General features: G+C 58.5%; 18 protein-coding genes and 1 tRNA gene. 11 read left to right on the top strand and 8 right to left on the bottom strand.

Annotation, left to right across the window (positions count from 1 at the left end):
- Window positions 1-201: 201 nt before the first annotated feature.
- Window positions 202-465 (bottom strand): hypothetical protein, encoded by a 264-nt coding sequence (locus tag FHW68_RS11660; RefSeq protein WP_095634312.1) that lies wholly within the window; start codon window positions 463-465, stop codon window positions 202-204.
- Window positions 455-1,243, bottom strand: coding sequence for a VacJ family lipoprotein (locus FHW68_RS11655; RefSeq protein WP_183680473.1), 789 nt, complete (start codon window positions 1,241-1,243; stop codon window positions 455-457). Before FHW68_RS11655 ends, FHW68_RS11660 begins: the two co-directional genes overlap by 11 nt.
- A gap of 166 nt (window positions 1,244-1,409) precedes the next feature.
- Between FHW68_RS11655 and FHW68_RS11650 the strand changes: the two genes are divergently transcribed.
- The 5 genes from FHW68_RS11650 to FHW68_RS11630 all read left to right on the top strand — a co-directional run bounded on the left by FHW68_RS11650 (window position 1,410) and on the right by FHW68_RS11630 (window position 8,546).
- Window positions 1,410-2,120 (top strand): response regulator, encoded by a 711-nt coding sequence (locus FHW68_RS11650; RefSeq protein ID WP_095634314.1) that lies wholly within the window; start codon window positions 1,410-1,412, stop codon window positions 2,118-2,120.
- Window positions 2,117-3,475 (top strand): ATP-binding protein, encoded by a 1,359-nt coding sequence (locus tag FHW68_RS11645; protein WP_095634315.1) that lies wholly within the window; start codon window positions 2,117-2,119, stop codon window positions 3,473-3,475. Before FHW68_RS11650 ends, FHW68_RS11645 begins: the two co-directional genes overlap by 4 nt.
- Window positions 3,476-3,651: 176 nt before the next feature.
- Window positions 3,652-4,026 (top strand): hypothetical protein, encoded by a 375-nt coding sequence (locus FHW68_RS11640; protein ID WP_143517889.1) that lies wholly within the window; start codon window positions 3,652-3,654, stop codon window positions 4,024-4,026.
- Between the two features lie 156 nt (window positions 4,027-4,182).
- Window positions 4,183-7,719, top strand: a complete 3,537-nt coding sequence (locus FHW68_RS11635; protein ID WP_183680471.1) for an AAA domain-containing protein — start codon at window positions 4,183-4,185, stop codon at window positions 7,717-7,719.
- A gap of 95 nt (window positions 7,720-7,814) precedes the next feature.
- Window positions 7,815-8,546, top strand: coding sequence for a type IV pilus biogenesis/stability protein PilW (locus tag FHW68_RS11630; RefSeq protein ID WP_095634318.1), 732 nt, complete (start codon window positions 7,815-7,817; stop codon window positions 8,544-8,546).
- 57 nt (window positions 8,547-8,603) lie between these two features.
- Here FHW68_RS11630 and FHW68_RS11625 read toward each other — a convergent pair whose 3' ends face one another.
- The 4 genes from FHW68_RS11625 to FHW68_RS11610 are packed head-to-tail and all read right to left on the bottom strand — an operon-like array spanning window position 8,604 to window position 13,736.
- Entirely contained in the window at window positions 8,604-8,825 is a 222-nt protein-coding gene (locus FHW68_RS11625) for a formate dehydrogenase subunit delta (RefSeq protein ID WP_095634319.1), read from the bottom strand.
- Window positions 8,822-11,704, bottom strand: coding sequence for a formate dehydrogenase subunit alpha (gene fdhF / locus FHW68_RS11620; RefSeq protein WP_183680469.1), 2,883 nt, complete (start codon window positions 11,702-11,704; stop codon window positions 8,822-8,824). Before fdhF ends, FHW68_RS11625 begins: the two co-directional genes overlap by 4 nt.
- Window positions 11,701-13,263, bottom strand: coding sequence for an NADH-quinone oxidoreductase subunit NuoF (locus FHW68_RS11615; RefSeq protein ID WP_183680467.1), 1,563 nt, complete (start codon window positions 13,261-13,263; stop codon window positions 11,701-11,703). Before FHW68_RS11615 ends, fdhF begins: the two co-directional genes overlap by 4 nt.
- The gene (locus tag FHW68_RS11610) at window positions 13,260-13,736 is read right to left on the bottom strand and encodes a formate dehydrogenase subunit gamma (RefSeq protein ID WP_095634322.1); all 477 of its coding nucleotides are present in this window, start codon (window positions 13,734-13,736) and stop codon (window positions 13,260-13,262) included. The genes FHW68_RS11615 and FHW68_RS11610 overlap by 4 nt, the downstream gene beginning before the upstream one ends.
- Window positions 13,737-14,128: 392 nt before the next feature.
- On the opposite strand from FHW68_RS11610, the gene FHW68_RS11605 reads away from it, so the two are divergent.
- On the top strand, window positions 14,129-14,470 hold the full coding sequence (locus FHW68_RS11605) for a potassium channel family protein (RefSeq protein ID WP_183680465.1): 342 nt from the start codon (window positions 14,129-14,131) through the stop codon (window positions 14,468-14,470).
- Between the two features lie 154 nt (window positions 14,471-14,624).
- On the opposite strand, the gene FHW68_RS11600 is transcribed toward FHW68_RS11605, so the two are convergent.
- Both FHW68_RS11600 and FHW68_RS11595 read right to left on the bottom strand, forming a co-directional pair.
- The gene (locus tag FHW68_RS11600) at window positions 14,625-14,954 is read right to left on the bottom strand and encodes a hypothetical protein (protein ID WP_183680464.1); all 330 of its coding nucleotides are present in this window, start codon (window positions 14,952-14,954) and stop codon (window positions 14,625-14,627) included.
- A 162-nt stretch (window positions 14,955-15,116) separates the two neighbouring features.
- A tRNA-Leu gene (locus FHW68_RS11595) sits at window positions 15,117-15,201 on the bottom strand.
- Between the two features lie 107 nt (window positions 15,202-15,308).
- Here FHW68_RS11595 and queA point away from each other — a divergent pair.
- From queA to secF, 5 genes are all read left to right on the top strand, one after another.
- Entirely contained in the window at window positions 15,309-16,358 is a 1,050-nt protein-coding gene (gene queA / locus FHW68_RS11590; protein ID WP_007903547.1) for a tRNA preQ1(34) S-adenosylmethionine ribosyltransferase-isomerase QueA, read from the top strand.
- 14 nt (window positions 16,359-16,372) lie between these two features.
- The gene (gene tgt / locus FHW68_RS11585; protein ID WP_168185069.1) at window positions 16,373-17,488 is read left to right on the top strand and encodes a tRNA guanosine(34) transglycosylase Tgt; all 1,116 of its coding nucleotides are present in this window, start codon (window positions 16,373-16,375) and stop codon (window positions 17,486-17,488) included.
- Between the two features lie 43 nt (window positions 17,489-17,531).
- Entirely contained in the window at window positions 17,532-17,867 is a 336-nt protein-coding gene (gene yajC / locus FHW68_RS11580; RefSeq protein WP_095631737.1) for a preprotein translocase subunit YajC, read from the top strand.
- 63 nt (window positions 17,868-17,930) lie between these two features.
- Window positions 17,931-19,799 carry a protein translocase subunit SecD gene (gene secD, locus FHW68_RS11575; protein ID WP_095631736.1) on the top strand — a complete coding sequence of 623 codons (1,869 nt, stop codon included), beginning with the start codon at window positions 17,931-17,933 and terminating at the stop codon, window positions 19,797-19,799.
- 9 nt (window positions 19,800-19,808) lie between these two features.
- A complete protein-coding gene (gene secF, locus FHW68_RS11570; protein WP_095631735.1) occupies window positions 19,809-20,723 on the top strand; it encodes a protein translocase subunit SecF in 915 nt (304 codons plus the stop codon).
- The last annotated feature ends 107 nt before the right edge of the window (window positions 20,724-20,830 follow it).

Genomic DNA, 20,830 nt, shown 5'->3' with positions numbered 1-20,830 from the left:
GTTTCCCCATGTGAGAGTAGGTCATCGTCAAGATCAAATTCCGAAACCCCTATCTGCATCTGCAGGTAGGGGTTTTGTTTTGTCCGCAGGAAAGTTCGTACGGCATTATCGGGTCGCCCCTGGCTGATTGCGATCTTGGCCCGACATAAGTAGCGGGGAAGACGACCGGAAGTCGCCGTCCTCCACTTCATCATCCTGAAATCAAGTCGGCGACTGGCTGTCTGTTCTCATGACATCTGCCTCGCCATTGGCCACGAGCCAGCGAATCATGTCGGCAACGGACACGGTATGACTACGCTCTATCCAGCGCACTAGTGCCGGCCCGTAGTGTTCGGTGTATCGGCTGAGCACCAGTTGGCGACAGTCCGCTGACAAGCGCAGGGTAATTTCCCGGCAGTGCAGATTGGCCGGGTCGTCCCGCGTCACCCGTTGCTGCAGAACCAGGCTATTGCTTTCAGAACCCATCAGCCGGTGCTCCTGTGCATTGAGAGGTAGTGTTCTCGGGCGAGCCTTGTTTGCCATCGGCCACATAAGCAGCACGATGCTCGGCCACCACATTACGCAACGCGCTGTAATAGTCCGGCAATTTTTGCAGGCTGTCGGTCAGCGGTAAGGCTTCTGCCCGACCATCGACGATGCCACCGACAGTGCTGATAGTCGACAGCGTCTCCACGGTATCGCTATTGCTGCCGAACGGGTCGACAACAAAGCCGAGCACCCGGCCGGCGGCGTCGCGACTGTTGGAGGTTCCAAGCAATGGCAGCTCGACGATCGGGCCATTGCCGATGCCCCACACGCCGAAGGTCTGGCCGAAGTCCGCGTCGTGGCGCGGGATACCGGCCATGCCGGAGACGTCGATCAAGCCCACCACCCCCACCGTGGTATTGAGTGCGAAACGTCCCAGGGTATTGACCGAGCGCATGGGGTTGCCTTGCAGCAGGTCGTTGATAAAGACCTTGGGCTCACCGAAGTTCGCCACAAAGTTATGCACACCGGTCTGGAAAAAGTCCGGCAAGTAGCGATAGCCGCGAGCGACCGGCGCCACAGCGTAGTCGTCGACTGTCCGGTTGAACGCAAAGACTGCGCGATTGAACGGTTCTGCCGGGTCGTACACCGAATAGGCGACATCGGCGCAGGCAACATCGGTGTTGGGCTGCAATTGGCTGCTGCAGCCTGTCAGCCCTGCCAACACGGCAATTGAGGTGTTGCGGGTCAGCCAGGGAGCACACTTGAAAGGCAACATGAATGCAAGTCTCAGGAGGAGTTTGCGGTGATGCTGAACTCCGGGCCTTGCGCAAAGATGTCTGGTTTATTGCGCCGCTGACGCTTTATTGCAGAGTTGAAATATATGACGCCCGGCCATGAATGGTTTTAGATAGCGGTTCCATTCGCCCCTTAAGTGACCTTTGGTGAACAGCCTTTTAATTGTCGACGACGACCTTGAAGTCCTTGATCTACTGAAAAAATTCTTCGTGCAGCACGGCTACAGCGTTGAGGTCGCCACTGACGGCGCGTCACTGTGGGCGGCCATCGGACGCCAGGCGCCAGACCTGATCATTCTTGACGTGATGTTGCCCGGCGACAACGGCCTGATCCTGTGTCAGCAACTGCGGATTCGATACGCCATACCAGTGATCATGCTGACGGCCATGGGCGAACTCAGTGATCGGGTGGTTGGCCTGGAGCTGGGCGCCGATGATTATCTGACCAAGCCTTTCGACGCCCGTGAACTGTTGGCCCGAGTGCGCGCCGTGCTGCGTCGTGTGGACGAGCGCCGGCCGGTGCCGCAGGAACGGCCACGGCCGCTGATTGATTTCGCCGACTGGCACCTGGACGTTACCCGCCGTGAATTGCGCTCGCCGGATAACGTGATGATCCCGCTGTCGGCGGGTGAGTTCGACTTGCTGCTGGTCTTCGTCGAAAACCCCCAACGCATTCTTACCCGCGAACAATTGCTGGACCTGGCGCGCGGGCAATGCCATGAGGCATTCGATCGCAGCATCGACGTTCAGGTCAGCCGGCTGCGACGCAAACTCGAGTCCGACACGAAGCGGCCGGCGATGATCCGCACCGTGCGCAATGGCGGTTATCTGTTTACTCCCAGCGTGACGCGGCGATGAGCTGGCTGAAGCGGATTCGCCCCCGAGAATGGCCGCAGGATACGGTAGCGCGCTGGATCGCGTTGACGATCATCCTGGCCATGCTCATTTCCCTGGCGCTCAACGGGTTATTTATCCAACTGGCCGGTGTATGGGCGCGCCCGCCCTTGACCGAGATCGGTTTGCTGCAAAAAGCCGCTGCCATCACCCGCGTCATCGAGGCCGCCCCGGTGACGCTGCGCAACCCATTGGCACAAGCCGCCAATGAGAACGGCTTCACTGTCACGTGGCATCCTGATCGGCACGATCTCAATTTGCCGACGGTGGATGATCCGAAGTCTGACATTGGCTCGACCATTCTGCAGCCGATGCTCAGAGCCCCTGACCGGCGCATCGAAGCCTATGAACCGGCAGACTGGCCGGAGCACACGGCAGACGCGCATTACGCGCTGCTGATCGAGCTATCGGATTCATCATGGCTGATGTTCTCCGCGCCGTCGCGCAGTTGGGGTCTCGACGAAACGCCACGCTACCTGATTGTCATCCTGCTGGTGTTGATCTCCACCGCATTGGTCGCGCTGATCGCCACCCGACGCCTCGCCACACCTTTGCAGCGCTTTGCCGAAGGCGCCCGCCGCTTTGGCGTGGATTTCCGCGCACCGCCGATCGAGCCGCTCGGGCCCCACGAAATCCGCCAGGCCATTCTCGCGTTCAACGCCATGCAGGCGCAGCTGCAACACTTCATCCGCGACCGTACGCAAATGCTCGCCGCCATCTCCCATGACCTGCGCGCGCCTCTGACGCGGATGCGCTTGCGAGGCGAATTCATCGAAGACAGCGAGCAACAGCAACGACTGTTTCGTGACGTGGATGAAATGCAGGCAATGATCAATTCGGCGCTGGAGTTTTTCCGTGATGATGCGCGGCTTGAACCGGCGACCCAGTTTGATCTGGCAGAACTGCTGCAAACCTTGCTTGATGATTACCGGGATCAGGGCATCGACATTGCGTTCAGCGGGCCGCTGCGGTGGGTGTATTTCGGACGTCCGCTGGGGCTTAAACGGGTGATTACCAACTTGCTCGATAACGCTATCAAGTACGGCAGTGAGCCGGGCGTTGAACTGATCCCGAGCGCCGGCCAGGTGCGGATCAAAATACTGGATCGTGGGCCGGGTATTCCTGAGTTCAGTCTTGAACAGGTGTTTACACCGTTTTTTCGTCTGGAGGGTTCGCGGAACAAGAGTACCGGTGGGGTGGGTTTAGGGTTGTCGGCGGCTCGGGCAATTGTGCTGGAGCATGGCGGAGAATTACGGCTGCTCAATCGGGCGAAGGGCGGGTTGGAAGCGTTGGTGGTGTTGCCGGTGCAGGTGGGGTAGGGCACAGGTCATTCCAATCGCCTTCGGTCACTTCGTGAGTGAAGGCGCTATGCCATCACATTTTCGTCTGCTAAGGTTCTGACCCATAAATGGATCCACATCTCATGGAGTAGAAGATGTTCAAGTCTCTTACGGATAAAGCGCGGGCTCTGTCAGGCGGGATCGCCGACAAGGCCATGGCAGCCAAAGACAGTGTGTCCGGCAATTTTTCGGCAGGCACATCGAAAGCCTCGGAGTTTTTGGAAAATAACTGGGGCAAGGTCGAAAACGTTTTGGTCAATGGCCTGCTGACTGTTACGGAAGAAAAGCTCAAGGATGATGAGGTCTTCATCATGTTGGTCGAAAAAGCTTATGAAATGCTGCCAACGCCTGTCCGTTTGATCCTCTCTCGTACGACGTTCATCAATCACACCATGACCCATCGCGAAAGCCTGGTCGCCAAGTTGCGGGAGAAAAAAGCCCTGCGTTTGCTCAACGATAGTGCGTTGACCAATCAGGCGTTGCTCATTGATGACGACAGTCTGATCGCTTCTGTTGAAACGCCGCGATAGTTGTTGCCAAGGTCTGATTGAGCGGGGGGCTGAACCTGCCTCCGCATTTTGGATCCCCCCAGCCAATAGGCTCGCGAAAGAACGCATGGGCCCATTTCCGCTAGTGCCTGGCCATACAAAGTGGCATCAGGTGTACGACACGACTGAATCAGGACGATGAACGAAAACTCTCTGAAATTCGCCAAGTATTGGCGCAACTCCCTCGTCGACGCCGAGAATGGCAGCGGCGGTCTGAAACTCGATGACCTGGCAGGCCATGTTCACCTCCCGCTCGAAGCCTTGCACGCCGGTTACTTGGGAAGCGAGACCGTCGAAGCGTTATTCAAGGACGAGCCTCGGCAATGCCATACGCTTGAAGTCACCATTCGGCCCTGGGTATTCAAGGCGCGACTGGAACACGGAAAACCCCGTAACGGGATGCATGCGCTGGTGACGCCACTGCTTGGGCATGTGCAGATCAATCGTCACGGGCAACTTTTTCCGACTAAAAACACTGTTATTCCGCGAGATATCCTGGAGCCTCTGGAGTCAGGCTGTTTCGCGTTGGGCGATGTCGCGGACGTCGATCGGTTTTTGGCGGTCAACACGCTGCCAGCATTCGAGTCCCCCGAAGAAGGCCAGGCCGCCGCGACCGACGAATATGCCGAACGGTGGGCAACGTATTTGGGTTTTTGTCAGCGTTTTGTCGACGAAGTCAGTTCAGGTTGGCTGCAAGGCGATAACGGCTACGAACGATCGAATGAATGGTGTCTGTTCAAAGAAGAAAAGGTATCCGGCGCCAGTCAGCACATTGTGCGCTTGTATGATCACCTGCATGACACGTCTCCCCAAAGCGCGCTATTTGAACGCTACGCCAGTCAGGCATCGCTCGACCCTGAACCGTGCTTGCCGCCAAATGCCGGTTTTGCCACACGTTTGGGCCATGCCAGCGATGAGTATGCGTTGGCCAGTGAGCAACGTGGAGCCCTGGCACATTTCCTGGCCTCCAACGACGGAGACATTCTAGGGGTGAACGGGCCGCCCGGTACGGGCAAGACCACCTTGCTGCTATCGGTTGTGGCTTCGCTGTGGGCCAAGGCTGCGTTGGCTGGAGCAGAGCCGCCGGTGATTGTCGCCAGCTCTACCAATAACCAGGCGGTGACCAATATTCTCGATGCCTTCGCCACCGATTTCGCCTCTGGCAGCGGGCCATTTGCCGGCCGCTGGTTGCCGGACATCAAAAGCTTTGGGGCTTATTTCCCGAGCAAATTCACAGACCCGGTAACATCGAGCAAATATCAGTGCCAAAGCTTCTTTACCGGTACCGAGTCTGCCAGTTACCTGGAACAGGCCAAAGACGAGTGGTTGAGCAAAGCATCAACGGCTTTCCCCTCCTTGCCGTCGCCCACGGTGGAAGGGGTTGTTGGACAGTTGCACCACGCGCTGCAAGCTCGTTCCAATGAATTGCACAACATCGAACGCTCATGGCAAGCCCTGGCGACCGCACGCCAGGCACTTGTGGCGGTGTGGGGCGATGATCCTGAGGCCGGTATCACAGCTGCGCAGCAAGACGTGCAGAATCTCAAGGCCAAAAGCACCCAACAAAAAGCGCTGGAGAATTCGTTCCGCAAGTACCTGGCCGACGAATCGCTGTGGTACGTGATCTTCGCCTGGTTTGCACCTGTTCAACAAAAGCGCTTGCTTCGTGCACGGCTGCATCTCGAGCAGAGCCACGACGCTTTGCAGGCATCGGAGCCGTTGCTGAACAAGGCTCAACTGACCCAGTTACTCGCGCTGGACAATGTGTTGGCAATCAGCGAAACACTGGCCGCCTGGCGTGCCACGACAAGCGCCGAGATCAGCGCACTTGAGGCGAAAATCAACGCCGCACAAGAGTTGCAGTTGGCGCTAAAGCAGCGCCTGGCGAGTTGGCGATCAGCACTGTCGCCGCTGGAGCTGGCTCCCGATGTTGTGACCGATGACATGACCCTGAACGATTGCGATCCGTTGGCCGACACTCGGATTCGCTTCCCGATCTTCCTGTTGAGCACGCACTATTGGGAAGGGCGCTGGTTGCTTGAAGTCGAGCAAACGTTGCCACAAATCCTCAAGGACCAAAGCAAGAACGGCCGAAAAGCCCTGGAAAAAAAATGGTATCGCTGGATGAAACTGACACCCTGCGTCGTGTCGACTTTCTTCATGCTGCCCGCCCATATGAAGGGCAGCAAGCACAGCGGCCAGGGTCTGATTGAAGACTACATGTACAACCTCATCGATCTATTGATCGTCGACGAAGCCGGTCAGGTTTTGCCCGAAGTCGCCGGTGCTTCCTTTGCCTTGGGCAAGAAAGCCCTGGTCATCGGGGACACGTTGCAAATCGAACCGATTTGGTCGATCCCGGACTCGGTGGACATCGGCAACCTGTTGTGTAGCAATCTGTTGCCAAGTGTCGGTGTCGATGAAGCGTATGCAAAACTTTGCGCCACGGGTGTGAGTGCGGCATCGGGCAGCGTGATGCAAATTGCCCAAAATGCCAGTCGCTATTGGTACGACCCCGACATGGACCGGGGCATGTTCCTGTACGAACATCGTCGTTGCTATGACTCGATCGTCGATTACTGCAACACCCTTTGTTACCAAGGCAAATTGGTGCCCAAGCGTGGTACTAAACCTCATGGCGGCCTGTTGCCAGGCTTGGCTTATCTGCATGTGGATGGCATCTGCCGACAGCAGAACGGCCGTAGCCGCATGAACCGTCTCGAGGCCGAAACGATCGCGGCGTGGATCGCTGCCCACCGCGAGAAACTGGAGGCAAGTTACGGGCTGGAGTTGTGGAAGATCGTGGGTGTGATCACGCCCTTCGGCGCGCAATCCCAAGCGATTGCCGAGGCATGCGCCGCACTGGGCATCCAGACTGGCAAAGGCGAAGGCGAGCTGACCATCGGCACCGTTCACTCCTTTCAGGGGGCGGCGCGGCCGGTGGTGATCTTTTCTGCGGTGTATTCCAAGCACGCTGATGGTGGCTTCATCGATCGTCGACCGAGCATGCTCAACGTAGCGGTCTCCCGGGCCAAGGATAGCTTCCTGGTTTTTGGCGACATGGACCTGTTCGGCATGGTGCCCAAAGGTAAGCCTCGTGCTCTGCTGGCTGACTACCTGCTACGCGATCCTGCGAGTGAGCTGGCTTTCGAATACCTTCCGCGCAAAGACCTGGAGTCTCCCCGGTCAACACTTAGCCATCTGATAAACGCGGATGCTCACGACGACTTCTTGTTGAAAACCTTGGCCACCGCAATGCGTGAAGTACACATCGTTTCGCCATGGATTATATTGAAGCGGATCCACGAGATCGGCGCATGGGAGGCAATGAGTGCCGCGGTTGAGCGAGGCGTCAAAGTGCGGGTTTATACCGACAGGGATTTCAACATTTCAGAAAAATCGCCTGACATTCAAGCGAAAAGAGATGAACTCAAGCACGCCATTGAGGCCCTGCGAGGCCAGCGCATCGACTCCCATGTGGTGGCCCGGGTACATAGCAAAATCGTCATGGCCGACGATGAGTTGCTGTGTATGGGATCATTTAACTGGTTCAGTGCGAGACGTGACCGCTGGGCCAACTATGAAACCTCAATGGTTTATGAGGGGCCGGATGTGACGGGGGAAATCAAGGTGCACAGGGAAAATCTTGTGGCGCGGATAGTTTCGCGGCACTGATAACAGGGCCTGGCCGCTCAGCGGCCAGGCCAGCAGAAATTCCCGTTTATTGCTGCGATCAGAACAACGGGTCGACATTCAAACAGAGAAATAATATGGACATTAAATGGCGCCGCTTCATACAGATTGAAGCGATCCTCCTGCTGCTCATCACCCCATTTTTTGCTCACGCAGACATTACTGAGGAGGAGGCCACCGCCAACTGCCTTAAAGTCAGCGAGTATTCCGCCGAGGGTGGGAAATATTACAAGCTCAAGCAATATGCCAAGGCTCGGGAACAATATGAGCAGCAAGCCGGTTGGTCTGAGAGTTGTCAGCTGGACGAAGAAAAAGTCGCGTTGGCCTACAACAACGTGGCACTGACCTACGTCCACGAAGGCAATTACCTGAAGGCTCGGGCGTGGTTGAGTATTCTGCCCAACGACAAAAAATCGATGTTCAACCTCGGGAAAATCAGCGGCGATATCAAGAACGCCCTGGAGAAACAGTCAAGCAAACCGCAAGGGCAGTATTGGCAATATGCCGGGGCTTCGTTATGGAATTCCATGACGATCAAGCCACAAGGCATGAAATACCAAGTTGATTTCGAGGGTTATTACGCAGGCCTGATGGCGATGTATTACGGTCCCAATCTCGGTGAGTTTTCAACGGTATTAGCGTTTGATAACGGCAAGGCTCATTACGCCATGAGTGGAGATGATGGTGACTGTGAATACGACTTCGACATTAAAAAAGACCTGCTCACGGTAACGCGTACGGCCGGTGAATCATGCGGTTTTGGTCACAATGTAGGCGCTGAAGGCGCCTACCAACGGGTCGAGTTCTAGTTTGGAAAGATGGAAAGCCCCGAAAGCTCAGGGCTGATTCCAACGGATCAAGCGTACCTAAGCCTCCCAGCCCGCCCCACTGACCGCCGCCTGCGCCAATGGGTGCAAGTCTGCCCCTTGATGCGCCGTCTGCCAGGCCAGCAATTCCTTGCGCATGCCGGGCGTCCAGTACATCTGCAGATGATTACGCACGCCGAGCACAGCCTGTTTCTGGTCCGGCTCGCTGGCGAAATACTGGGCGATCTGGTTGGCCATTTTGATCAGGTTATCGGTACTCATCGGCGTACCTCCGCTTTAGCGCCACGCGCCTGGCGGCGTTCGTCGAGCAGGCGTTGCTGTTCGTCGCTGAACGCCTGATAGCGTTTTTGCCATTCCGAAGGGTGGTAGACGCGGCTGACTTCCACGGCGGTGACCTTGTATTCCGGACAGTTGGTAGCCCAGTCGGAATTGTCAGTGGTGATCACGTTGGCCCCCGACTCAGGGAAGTGAAAGGTGGTGTACACCACGCCCGGGGCTACCCGTTCGGTGATCCGCGCACGCAGAACGGTCTGCCCGGCGCGGCTGCCGATGCCGACCCAGTCCCCTTCGTTGATGCCACGGCTCTCGGCATCGGTCGGGTGGATTTCCAGCCGGTCTTCGTGGTGCCAGGCGACGTTGTCGGTACGCCGGGTCTGGGCGCCGACGTTGTATTGGCTGAGGATGCGCCCGGTGGTCAGCAGCAGGGGATAGCGACTGTTGACCTTTTCCTCGGTAGGCACGTAACCGGTGAGCATGAAGCGGCCCTTGCCACGCACGAACTCCTCGATGTGCATGGTCGGCGTGCCGTCGGGTGCCGAGGCGTTGCACGGCCATTGCAGGCTGCCGTGGCGATCCAGTTCGGTGTAGCTGACGTTGGTGAAGGTCGGCGTCAGGCTGGCGATTTCATCCATGATTTCTGACGGGTGCTGGTAACTCATCGGGTAACCGAGTGCGTTGGACAGCGCTACGGTGCCTTCCCAGTCGGCCTTGCCACCCAGCGGTTCCATGACTTTACGCACACGAGAAATGCGCCGCTCGGCATTGGTGAAGGTGCCGTCTTTTTCCAGGAACGAGCTGCCTGGCAGGAATACGTGGGCGAACTTGGCGGTTTCGTTGAGGAAAATATCCTGCACCACCACGCATTCCATGGCCGACAGCGCCGCGGTGACGTGCTGGGTATTCGGGTCGCTCTGGGCGATGTCTTCGCCTTGGCAATACAAACCTTTAAAGCTACCGCCCAGTGCTGCCTCGAACATGTTGGGAATGCGCAGGCCCGGATCAGGTTGCAGAGTGACGTTCCACGCCTGTTCGAACTGCGCCCGAACCGCTTCGTTAGAGACGTGGCGGTAGCCAGGCAATTCGTGGGGGAAGGAGCCCATGTCGCAGGAGCCTTGAACGTTGTTTTGCCCACGCAGCGGGTTCACGCCCACGCCTTCGCGGCCGATGTTGCCGGTAGCCATGGCCAGGTTGGCGATGCCCATGACCGCGGTGCTGCCCTGGCTGTGCTCGGTGACGCCCAGGCCGTAGTAGATCGCCGCGTTGCCGCCGGTGGCATACAGACGAGCGGCGGCGCGGATGTCGACCGGGTCTACGCCGCAGATGGCGCCAAGGGTTTCCGGCGAGTTTTCCGGGCGGCTGACGAACTCGCTCCAGCGGGCGAAATCAGTGCCTTCGCAGCGGGCGTCGATAAAGGTTTGATTGAGCAGGCCTTCGGTGACGATAACGTGGGCCAAGGCGTTGAGCATGGCGACGTTGGTGCCTGGGCGCAGGGCCAGGTGCAATTCGGCGCGTGCATGCGCCGAGTCCACCAGATCAATGCGTCGTGGGTCGATGACGATCAGCCGCGCGCCTTCACGCAGGCGACGTTTGAGCTGGGAGGCGAACACCGGGTGGGCATCGCTGGGGTTGGCGCCCATGACCAGAATCACGTCGGCCTGCATCACCGAGTCGAAACTCTGGGTGCCGGCGGACTCGCCCAGGGTTTGTTTCAGGCCATAGCCGGTCGGCGAGTGGCAGACCCGCGCACAGGTGTCGACGTTGTTGTTGCCGAAGGCGGCGCGTATCAGTTTTTGCACCAGATAGGTTTCTTCATTGGTGCAGCGGCTGGAGGTGATGCCGCCAATGGAGTCGCGGCCGTATTTTTGCTGCAGCCGACGGAATTCGCTGGCGGCATAGGTCACCGCTTCATCCCAGCTGACTTCCTGCCAAGGGTCATTGATGTGCTTGCGGATCATCGGCTTGGTGATGCGATCTGGATGGGTGGCGTAGCCCCAGGCAAAGCGTCCTTTGACGCAGGAGTGGCCGTGGTTGGCCTGGCCGTTCTTGTCCGGAACCATGCGCACCAGTTGGTCGCCTTTCATCTCGGCGCGGAACGAACAGCCCACACCGCAATAAGCGCAAGTGGTGATCACACTGTGTTCCGGTTGCCCCAGTTCGACCACGCTTTTTTCCATCAGCGTCGCGGTCGGGCAGGCTTGCACACAAGCACCGCAGGACACGCATTCCGAGTCCAGGAAGTTCTCGCCCCCGGCGGCCGCGACACGGGATTCGAAACCGCGCCCGGTAATGGTCAGGGCGAAGGTGCCCTGGGTTTCTTCGCAGGCGCGCACGCAACGGTTGCAGACGATGCATTTGCTCGGGTCGTAGTCGAAGTAGGGATTGGAAGTGTCCTTCACATCCGCCAGATGGTTGTCGCCTTCATAGCCGTAACGCACTTCTCGCAGGCCGACCTGACCGGCGACGGTTTGCAACTCGCAGTTGCCGTTGGCCGAGCAGGTCAGGCAATCGAGCGGGTGATCGGAGATGTACAGCTCCATGACGTTGCGGCGCAGGGTCGCGAGTTTTGGCGTCTGGGTATGGACGCTCATGCCTTCGCTGACCGGCGTGGTGCAGGAGGCCGGATAACCACGCATGCCGTCGATCTCCACCAGGCACATGCGGCAGGAACCGAAGGCTTCCAGGCTGTCTGTGGCGCACAGTTTGGGAATGGTCGTGCCCAGCAGCGCGGCGGCGCGCATTACCGAGGTGCCTTCGGGCACGCTGATGCTGCGGCCATCGATATTGAGGGTGACTTGCACCTGACTGTCGCGGGCAGGGGTACCCAGGTCGATATCGGTTTTCGGATCGAAGAGAGTGATCATTGGTCGGCCTCCGAGGACTGCAGACCGAAGTCGGCGGGGAAGTACTTGAGGGCGCTGACGACTGGATAGGAAGTCATGCCGCCTAACGCGCACAGCGAACCGTATTGCAGGGTGTCGCACAGGTCCTTGAGGATGATCACCTGCTCATCACGACTGTCCTGGTCAGGCGCGGCCAGCAGGCGGTCGATCACCTCCACGCCCCGGGTCGAGCCGATGCGGCAAGGGGTGCATTTGCCGCAGGACTCCTCGGCACAGAACTGCATGGCGAAGCGCGCCATGCGGGCCATGTCCAGGCTGTCGTCAGCCACCACCACACCACCGTGACCGAGCATCGCGCCGATGGCGGCGAAGGCTTCGTAATCCAGCGGCGTATCGAATTGCGAGGGCGGCACCCAGGCGCCGAGCGGGCCACCCACTTGGGCGGCTTTCAGCGGCCGGCCACTGGCGGTTCCACCGCCGTAGTCTTCCACCAGTTCTCGCAGCGTCAGGCCAAAGGCCCGCTCAACCAGGCCGCCGTGACGAACGTTGCCCGCCAACTGAAAGGGCATGGTGCCCAAAGAGCGGCCCATGCCGTAATCGCGATAGAACTGCGCGCCCTTGGCCAGAATCAGCGGCACCGAGGCCAGGGTCAGCACGTTATGCACCAGAGTCGGCAAGCCGAACAGCCCCTGCAGGGCGGGAATCGGTGGCTTGGCGCGAACGATCCCGCGCTTGCCTTCCAGAGAATCCAGCAGCGCGGTTTCCTCTCCGCAGATGTAAGCGCCGGCACCGACGCGCACTTCCATGTCGAAGGCCTGGCCGCTGCCGGCAACATTGGCACCCAGGTAACCGGCAGATCGAGCGATATTCAGTGCCGCGCGAAGCACGGCGACGGCTTGTGGATATTCCGAGCGCACGTAGATGTAGCCGTAAGTGGCGCCAACGGTGATACCGGCAATGGCCATGCCTTCGATCAGCAGGAAGGGGTCGCCTTCCATCAACATGCGGTCGGCGAAGGTGCCGGAATCGCCTTCGTCGGCGTTGCACACAATGTATTTCTGCGCCGCTTCGGTAGCGCGCACCGTGCGCCATTTGATCCCGGCGGGGAAGGCTGCGCCGCCACGGCCACGCAGGCCGGAATCGAACACCTCGGTCGCGGTCTGTTCACCACCGAGGGTGACGGCTCTTTTCAAACCCTCGAAACCGCCATGATCCAGGTAATCGTCGAGATACAGCGGCCGGGTGATGCCGGCGCGGGCAAACAGCAGGCGTTGTTGGGTCTTGAGATACGGCAATTCTTCCACCAGGCCCAAGGCCAGTGGATGCGCGGACGGCTCGCCTTGCAATGCATCGAGCACGGAAGGCACGTCGGCGGCAGTCAGCGGGCCGAAGCCGATACGGCCTTGCGGGCTGTCCACCTCAAGCAGCGGTTCCAGCCAATACAGACCGCGCGAACTGGTACGTTGCAATTCCTGGGGAACAGAGCGTCCCCGGGCGTGGGTGATAAGGGCTACCGCAACCTCTTCGGTACCCACGGCACGGGCCACCGAATCCGAGGACAAATAGAAAGCTGGCATCATGCGTCCTCCCGGCAAGCGTCGAGCAGGGCATCCAGACGCTCGGCACTAAGCCGCGCATGCACTTGACCATCCAGCTCCAGAGCGGGCGAACAGGCACACGCGCCAAGGCAATACACCGGGCGCAAACTGATGCTGCCGTCGGCGCTGCTGCCGTGGTCGTCCAGTTGCAGGCGTTCGCGCAACTGCGCGGCGAGCTGTTCGGCGCCACGGCTCTGGCAGGACTCGGCCCGACACAGGCGCAAGATATGCCGGGCCGGCGGCGCGGTACGGAAATCATGGTAGAAACTGATCACCCCGCGAACCTCGGCCTGACTCAGGTTGAGGGCGTGGGCAATCTCGGGGATGGCGGCATCGGGGATGTAACCAATGCCCTCCTGAATCTCATGAAGGATCGGCAACAGTGCGCCGGGGGAACGTTTGTGGCGCTCCAGCAGGCTGTTGACCATAGGCAGGTGCAACATTTCATCAGGCATACAGCATTCCTCACGATCACGGACAAACCAGGCGGTTGTCAGTTGTCCGAAAGTGTCGGCTGCGGCAGTCACACCACGTCACGGAATCGTGGCATTTTCAGGCCGTTGGCCAGGCACCCTGAGCGGGCATCTTGTTGGGCCCGGTGCAGTCTTTGCCGCACCTCTTCAGGGCATAACAGGCAGCTTGCCATGCTGCCTTTGATTCATCTGCACCAAAGCGACGTGTTCGATTCTGTCTACGACTACCCGTTAAGTCTAGAAGAGTACGGCCCGAGGCGTTCGCTCATTAACATCTTTCGAACAGTCCTTGAGCTCGCTTGTGCCAAGCTGAGAGGGTATTGAAACGCCATGCATTCAATTGCCGGTCAGGCCAGTCCCAAGAGGTCCACAACATGAACACCACTCATGCATCGCACGTCCGTCGCGAGTTCTACAAAGCCGTCAGGTTTTACTTTCACGTTGTCTGGCCAATTTTTTCCATCCTGCTGTTTTTGATTGTGCTGTTCGGCCTGATCATCAGCTTTCTGGAAGGATGGGATCCCTTTGACGGCATCTACTTCGCGTTCGTGACCGGCCTGACCATCGGTTATGGAGAACTCGTCCCCAAACTGGCCGTCTCGCGGATATTGGCGATTTTGCTGGGATTCAACGGGGTGCTGATGACGGCGATATTTGCGGCGATCAGTATTCGGGCGATTGAGATTGCGGTGCGGACGACAGATCAGACGGAGTAGGGGCAGCAGCGGTGTGGGGGGAAATGCGCTATGAGGTCATGCTCACGATGTTCATTTGAAAAACAGGGAAAGATAGAAGATTGATTTCAACAAGACGTGGCTCCTCGCGTGGGAGCTCCTATCGGGCGTCCCCATTTTAGGCAGGCCTCTTTATTCATTGAATGTCTTTCATGTAGTCCATAAGAGCGATGAGCGGGACATCCAGCTGTGGGATCGTCTGGGCAGCGCTGAAATCTGCCGCCAATCGATGCAGCTCGCGACCGAGAACTGTATTAACTCCGCCTATGGCCTCCAGCGCCAAATCCACACAATGCGCCACTCTAAACTGAATCCCCTCAACATCACCCCGACGCACCAACAACCCAAACACCTCCCGCTCATAATCACTCATGATCGGATCGTCCCGCAGAATAGGGCTTTCCCCCTCCCTCTCATAAGCCAGCTTGAAGGCGAAAAGAGCAACGGTTTCCAGTGGCAATTCCATTGGTGTGAATCCTTGATTCGAGCCGAGTGGTTTCGGGTTTGTGGCGTTGGAGAGCAAAATCAAAAGATCGCAGCCTTCGGCAGCTCCTACGGGGTGGCGGGGCGAGATCACTTTTCTATAGGCGAAAAAAAAGGCCTTGCAAAGCAAGACCTTTCTTAATTTTGGTGCCCCGAGGGAGACTCGAACTCCCACTCCTTTCGAAAACGGATTTTGAATCCGCCGCGTCTACCAATTCCGCCATCAGGGCTCAATGGCGGCGAAGTATAGAGATGAGATAACCGTTGGTCAATCAGGTACATGGAGAATTTTTGATATTTCCGCTAGACTTCCCGGCCCTGCTAGACGAACCCCATCATGCGCGTTGCTGACTTTACCTTTGAGCTCCCTGATTCGCTGATTGCTCGCCATCCTTTGGCCGAGCGTCGCGGTAGTCGCCTGTTGACCCTGGATGGGGTCAGCGGCGCCCTGGCACACCGTCAATTCACTGATTTGCTTGAGCATTTGCGCCCGGGCGATTTGATGGTGTTCAACAATACCCGGGTGATTCCGGCGCGGCTGTTTGGCCAGAAGGCTTCCGGCGGCAAGCTGGAAATCCTGGTGGAGCGGGTGCTCGACAGTCACCGCGTGCTGGCCCATGTGCGTTCCAGCAAGTCGCCCAAGCCGGGTTCGAAGATCCTGATCGACGGTGGTGGCGAAGCCGAGATGCTGGCGCGTCACGATGCGTTGTTCGAGTTGGGGTTTGCCGAAGAAGTGTTGCCGCTGCTCGACCGTGTCGGGCACATGCCGTTGCCTCCTTATATAGACCGCCCGGATGAAGGCTCGGACCGCGAGCGTTATCAGACGGTGTACGCCGAGCGTCTGGGCGCGGTGGCGGCGCCGACGGCGGGGCTGCATTTCGACCAGCCGCTGATGGAGGCGATTGCCGCCAAGGGCATCGAGACTGCGTTCGTGACCTTGCACGTTGGCGCCGGCACCTTTCAGCCGGTGCGCGTCGAAAAGATTGAAGATCACCACATGCACAGCGAATGGCTGGAAGTCGGCCAAGACGTGGTCGATGCCGTTGCGGCCTGCCGCGCTCGCGGTGGTCGCGTGGTGGCTGTGGGGACCACTAGCGTGCGTTCTCTGGAAAGTGCCGCGCGCGATGGCGTGCTCAAGCCGTTCAGTGGCGATACCGACATCTTTATCTACCCGGGGCGGCCGTTTCATGTGGTCGATGCCCTGGTTACCAACTTCCATTTGCCCGAGTCCACGCTGTTGATGCTGGTTTCGGCGTTCGCCGGTTATCCCGAGACCATGGCCGCCTATAAAGCCGCCGTCGACAACGAATACCGCTTTTTCAGCTACGGTGATGCGATGTTTATCACCCGTAATCCCGCACCACGTGGCCCAGAGGAAACAGAATGAGTCGCACCAGTCGCATGTCTTTTGAGCTCCTTGCCACAGATGGCAAGGCGCGTCGCGGTCGTTTGACCTTCCCGCGCGGTACCGTCGAGACCCCGGCCTTCATGCCGGTGGGCACGTATGGCACGGTCAAGGGCATGCTGCCACGGGATATCGAGGCGATCGGCGCTGAGATCATTCTGGGCAACACCTTCCACCTGTGGCTGCGTCCTGGCACCGAAGTGATCAAGAAGCACGGCGACCTGCATGATTTCATGCAGTGGAAAGGCCCGATTCTTACAGACTCCGGCGGTTTTCAAGTGTTTAGCCTGGGTGCGATGCGCAAGATCAAGGAGGAGGGCGTGACCTTCGCTTCTCCGGTTGACGGCGCCAAAGTGTTCATGGGCCCGGAAGAGTCGATGCAGGTCCAGCGCGACCTGGGCTCGGACATCGTGATGATCTTTGACGAATGCACCCCGTACCCGGCCGATGAAGACGTCGCTCGCGTATCGATGGAGCTGTCGTTGCGCTGGGCCCAGCGTTCGAAAAACGCCCATGGTGATAACACCGCGGCATTGTTTGGCATCGTTCAGGGCGGCATGCACCAGGATTTGCGCATGCGCTCGCTGGAAGGCCTCGACAAGATCGGCTTCGACGGCCTGGCCATCGGCGGTCTGTCGGTGGGCGAGCCCAAGCACGAAATGATCAAAGTGCTGGATTACCTGCCGGGCCAAATGCCGGCTGACAAACCTCGTTACCTTATGGGCGTTGGCAAACCGGAAGATCTGGTTGAGGGTGTGCGCCGCGGTGTGGACATGTTCGATTGCGTGATGCCAACCCGTAATGCCCGCAATGGGCATCTGTTCATTGATACAGGCGTGCTGAAGATCCGTAACGCGTTCCATCGCCATGATGATTCGCCGCTGGATCCAACCTGCGATTGCTACACCTGCCAGAACTTCTCCCGCGCTTATCTGCATCACCTGGACAAATGCGGCGAAATGCTGGGTAGCATGTTGAATACCATCCACAATTTGCGCCATTACCAGGTGCTTATGGCTGGTTTGCGCGAGGCTATTCAACAGGGTACATTGGCCGCCTTTGTCGATGCCTTCTACGCCAAACGCGGTTTACCTGTTCCGCCTTTGGACTGAGTTTCCTGACCCCAAGATTCAACATTTGCAACTGGAGTGCTAAATGAGCTTTTTTATCTCTAATGCCATGGCTGATGCTGCTGCACCTGCGGCAGCCCCGATGGGTGGCGGTTTCGAGTGGATTTTCCTGGTCGGCTTCCTGGTCATCTTCTACCTGATGATCTGGCGTCCACAGGCCAAGCGCGCCAAAGAGCAGAAAACCCTGCTGAGCAGCCTGCAAAAAGGTGACGAAGTTGTGACCACCGGTGGTATCGCCGGCAAGATCACCAAAGTGTCCGACGACTTCGTTGTCCTGGAAGTCTCCGACACCGTCGAAATGAAATTCCAGAAAGGCGCCATCGCCGCCACGCTGCCAAAAGGCACGCTCAAAGCGATCTAAGTTCCAACTTCTACTCAATCGACGGGGCGCGCAAGGCGCCCCGCGTCATAAGCGGGCGGCGTGATGCTGAACAAATACCCTCTGTGGAAATACATTCTGATCCTGGCGGTGCTAGCGATCGGTCTGATTTATTCCGCTCCCAATCTATACCCTGATGACCCGGCCATTCAGGTCAGCGGTGCAAGCACTGCACTGCAGGTTACTCAGGCTGATCTGGATCGTGTGAGCACCGCGCTCAAGGATTCCGGGATCAACGTCAAGGCGGCCACCCTGGCTGAAGGCGGCAAGGGCGGTCTGATCCGTCTGACCAAGGCTGAAGATCAGCTGCCAGCCAAAGACGTCGTGCGCAAGGCATTGGGTGATGACTACGTTGTTGCACTGAACCTGGCGCAAACCACCCCGCAATGGCTGCGCAGCCTTGGCGCGCACCCGATGAAGCTGGGTCTGGACTTGTCCGGTGGTGTGCACTTCCTGCTGGAAGTGGACATGGACAAAGCCCTCGATGCACGCCTGAAAGTCTACGAAGGCGACGTCAAGAGCCTGTTGCGCAAAGAGCGTCTGCGCTATCGCAGCCTGCCGCAACTGGGCGGTGCCATTCAGCTGGGCTTCACTGATGAAGCAGCCCGTGAAGAGGCGCGTGCGCTGATTCGCAAGAACTTCAACGATTTCGATATTGTTCCGGCCGACCTCAATGGCCAACCGGTACTGCGTCTGGCGATGACCCCGGCCAAGCTGGCGGAAATCCGCGAATACTCCATCAAGCAGAACTTGACCACGGTTCGTAACCGCGTCAACGAGCTGGGTGTTGCCGAACCTATCGTTCAGCGCCAAGGCGCCAACCGCATCGTGGTTGAGCTGCCGGGCGTGCAAGACACTGCAGAAGCCAAGCGTATCCTCGGCAAGACGGCCAACCTTGAGTTCCGTCTGGCGGCTGAGCCTGGTGCTTCGAAAGCCACTTCCGAATCGTTCGAGTTCCGCGAAGGCAATCGTCCTCCGGCGCTGATCGAGCGTGGCCTGATCATCACCGGTGACCAGGTGACTGACGCCAAGGCTGGCTTCGGCGAGCAAGGCACGCCAGAAGTGAACATCCGTCTGGATGGCCATGGCGGCGAGCTGATGAATCGTGCGACCCGTAACAACGTCGGTCGCAGCATGGCGGTGATCTTCATCGAGCAACGTCCTGTCACTACTTACGTCAAGCAAGTGGTCAACGGTGTCGAGAAAGACGTACCGGTTCAGACGTTCAAAGAAGAGAAGAAGATCATCAGCCTGGCGACCATTCAGTCGCCGCTGGGTGCCCAGTTCCGCATCACCGGCCTGACCGGCCAGGGCGAGTCGTCCGAGCTGGCATTGCTGCTGCGTGCCGGTGGTCTGGCGGCACCGATGTACTTCGCTGAAGAACGTACCATCGGTCCAAGCCTGGGTGCCGACAATATCACCAAAGGTATCGATGCATCGCTGTGGGGCATGCTGTTTGTCTCGCTGTTCATCATGGCCATCTATCGCTTCTTCGGCCTCATCGCCACCGTTGCGCTGACGGTGAACATGGTGATGCTGCTGGCCCTGATGTCGCTGCTGGGTGCAACGCTGACCCTGCCGGGCATCGCCGGTATCGTGTTGACCATGGGTATGGCGGTCGACGCCAACGTACTGATCTTCTCGCGGATACGTGAAGAGATTGCGGCCGGCATGACCGTGCAGCGGGCAATCAACGAAGGCTTCGGCCGGGCATTCACCGCGATTCTCGACGCCAACCTGACAACCTTGTTGGTCGGCGGGATTCTCTTTGCCATGGGCACAGGCCCGGTCAAGGGCTTCGCAGTGACTATGTCCCTGGGGATCTTTACCTCGATGTTCACGGCCATCATGGTGACCCGCGCGATGGTCAACCTGATCTTCGGCGGTCGTGACTTCAAGAAGTTGTGGATTTAAGGGGCTGCCATGTTACGTACAATCAACTTCATGGGCGTTCGCAACATTGCGTTCGGCGTCACATTGTTCCTTACGGTTCTGGCACTGTTCAGCGTCGCCACCAAGGGCATGAACTGGGGGCTGGACTTCACCGGCGGTACGCTCATCGAGCTGACCTACGAGCGTCCGGCTGACGTCACCAAGGTGCGTGAGCAACTGGTGACGTCGGGTTATCAGGAGGCAGTCGTACAGAGCTTCGGTGCAACTACCGATTTGCTGGTGCGTATGCCAGGTGATGACCCGCAACTGGGTCACCAGGTGGCCGAGGCTTTGCAGAAGCTCGGTGGCGATAACCCTGCGGTGGTCAAGCGCGTCGAATTCGTCGGCCCTCAGGTCGGTGAAGAACTGCGCGACCAGGGCGGCCTCGGCATGCTGATGGCGCTGGGCGGCATTTTGATCTACCTGGCTTTCCGCTTTCAGTGGAAGTTTGCAGTCGGTGCGATCGTTTCGCTGATCCACGACGTGATCGTGACCATCGGTATCCTGTCGTTTTTCCAGATCACCTTCGACCTGACGGTACTGGCGGCGGTGCTGGCGATCATCGGCTACTCGCTCAACGACACCATCGTGGTATTCGACCGGGTTCGCGAGAACTTCCGGGTACTGCGCAAGGCCAGCCTGATCGAGAACATCAACATTTCGACCACGCAAACCCTGCTGCGGACCATGGCGACATCGATCTCCACGTTGCTGGCGATCGCGGCCTTGCTGTTCTTTGGTGGCGATAACCTGTTCGGCTTCTCCATCGCCCTGTTCATCGGCGTTCTGGCGGGTACTTACTCGTCGATTTACATCGCGAACGTGGTGCTGATCTGGCTGAACCTGAGCAGCGAGGACCTGATTCCTGCAGCAGTGGCCGAGACGGAAGTCGACGACCGTCCATAACGGTTATCGCTTTTCCAGCTGAAGCCCGAGAAGGCGCGAGTATTGAACTCGCGCCTTTTTTTATGCTCCAAGGCTGGGAGAAGCGCGGGTTTGTCCCGTCTGTGATG

Origin of the sequence: Pseudomonas sp. Tn43 (assembly GCF_014192635.1) — a bacterium.
Classification (GTDB): domain Bacteria; phylum Pseudomonadota; class Gammaproteobacteria; order Pseudomonadales; family Pseudomonadaceae; genus Aquipseudomonas.
The sequence above is the reverse complement of the archived record's forward strand: the minus strand, read 5'-3'. Positions and strand labels throughout refer to the sequence as shown.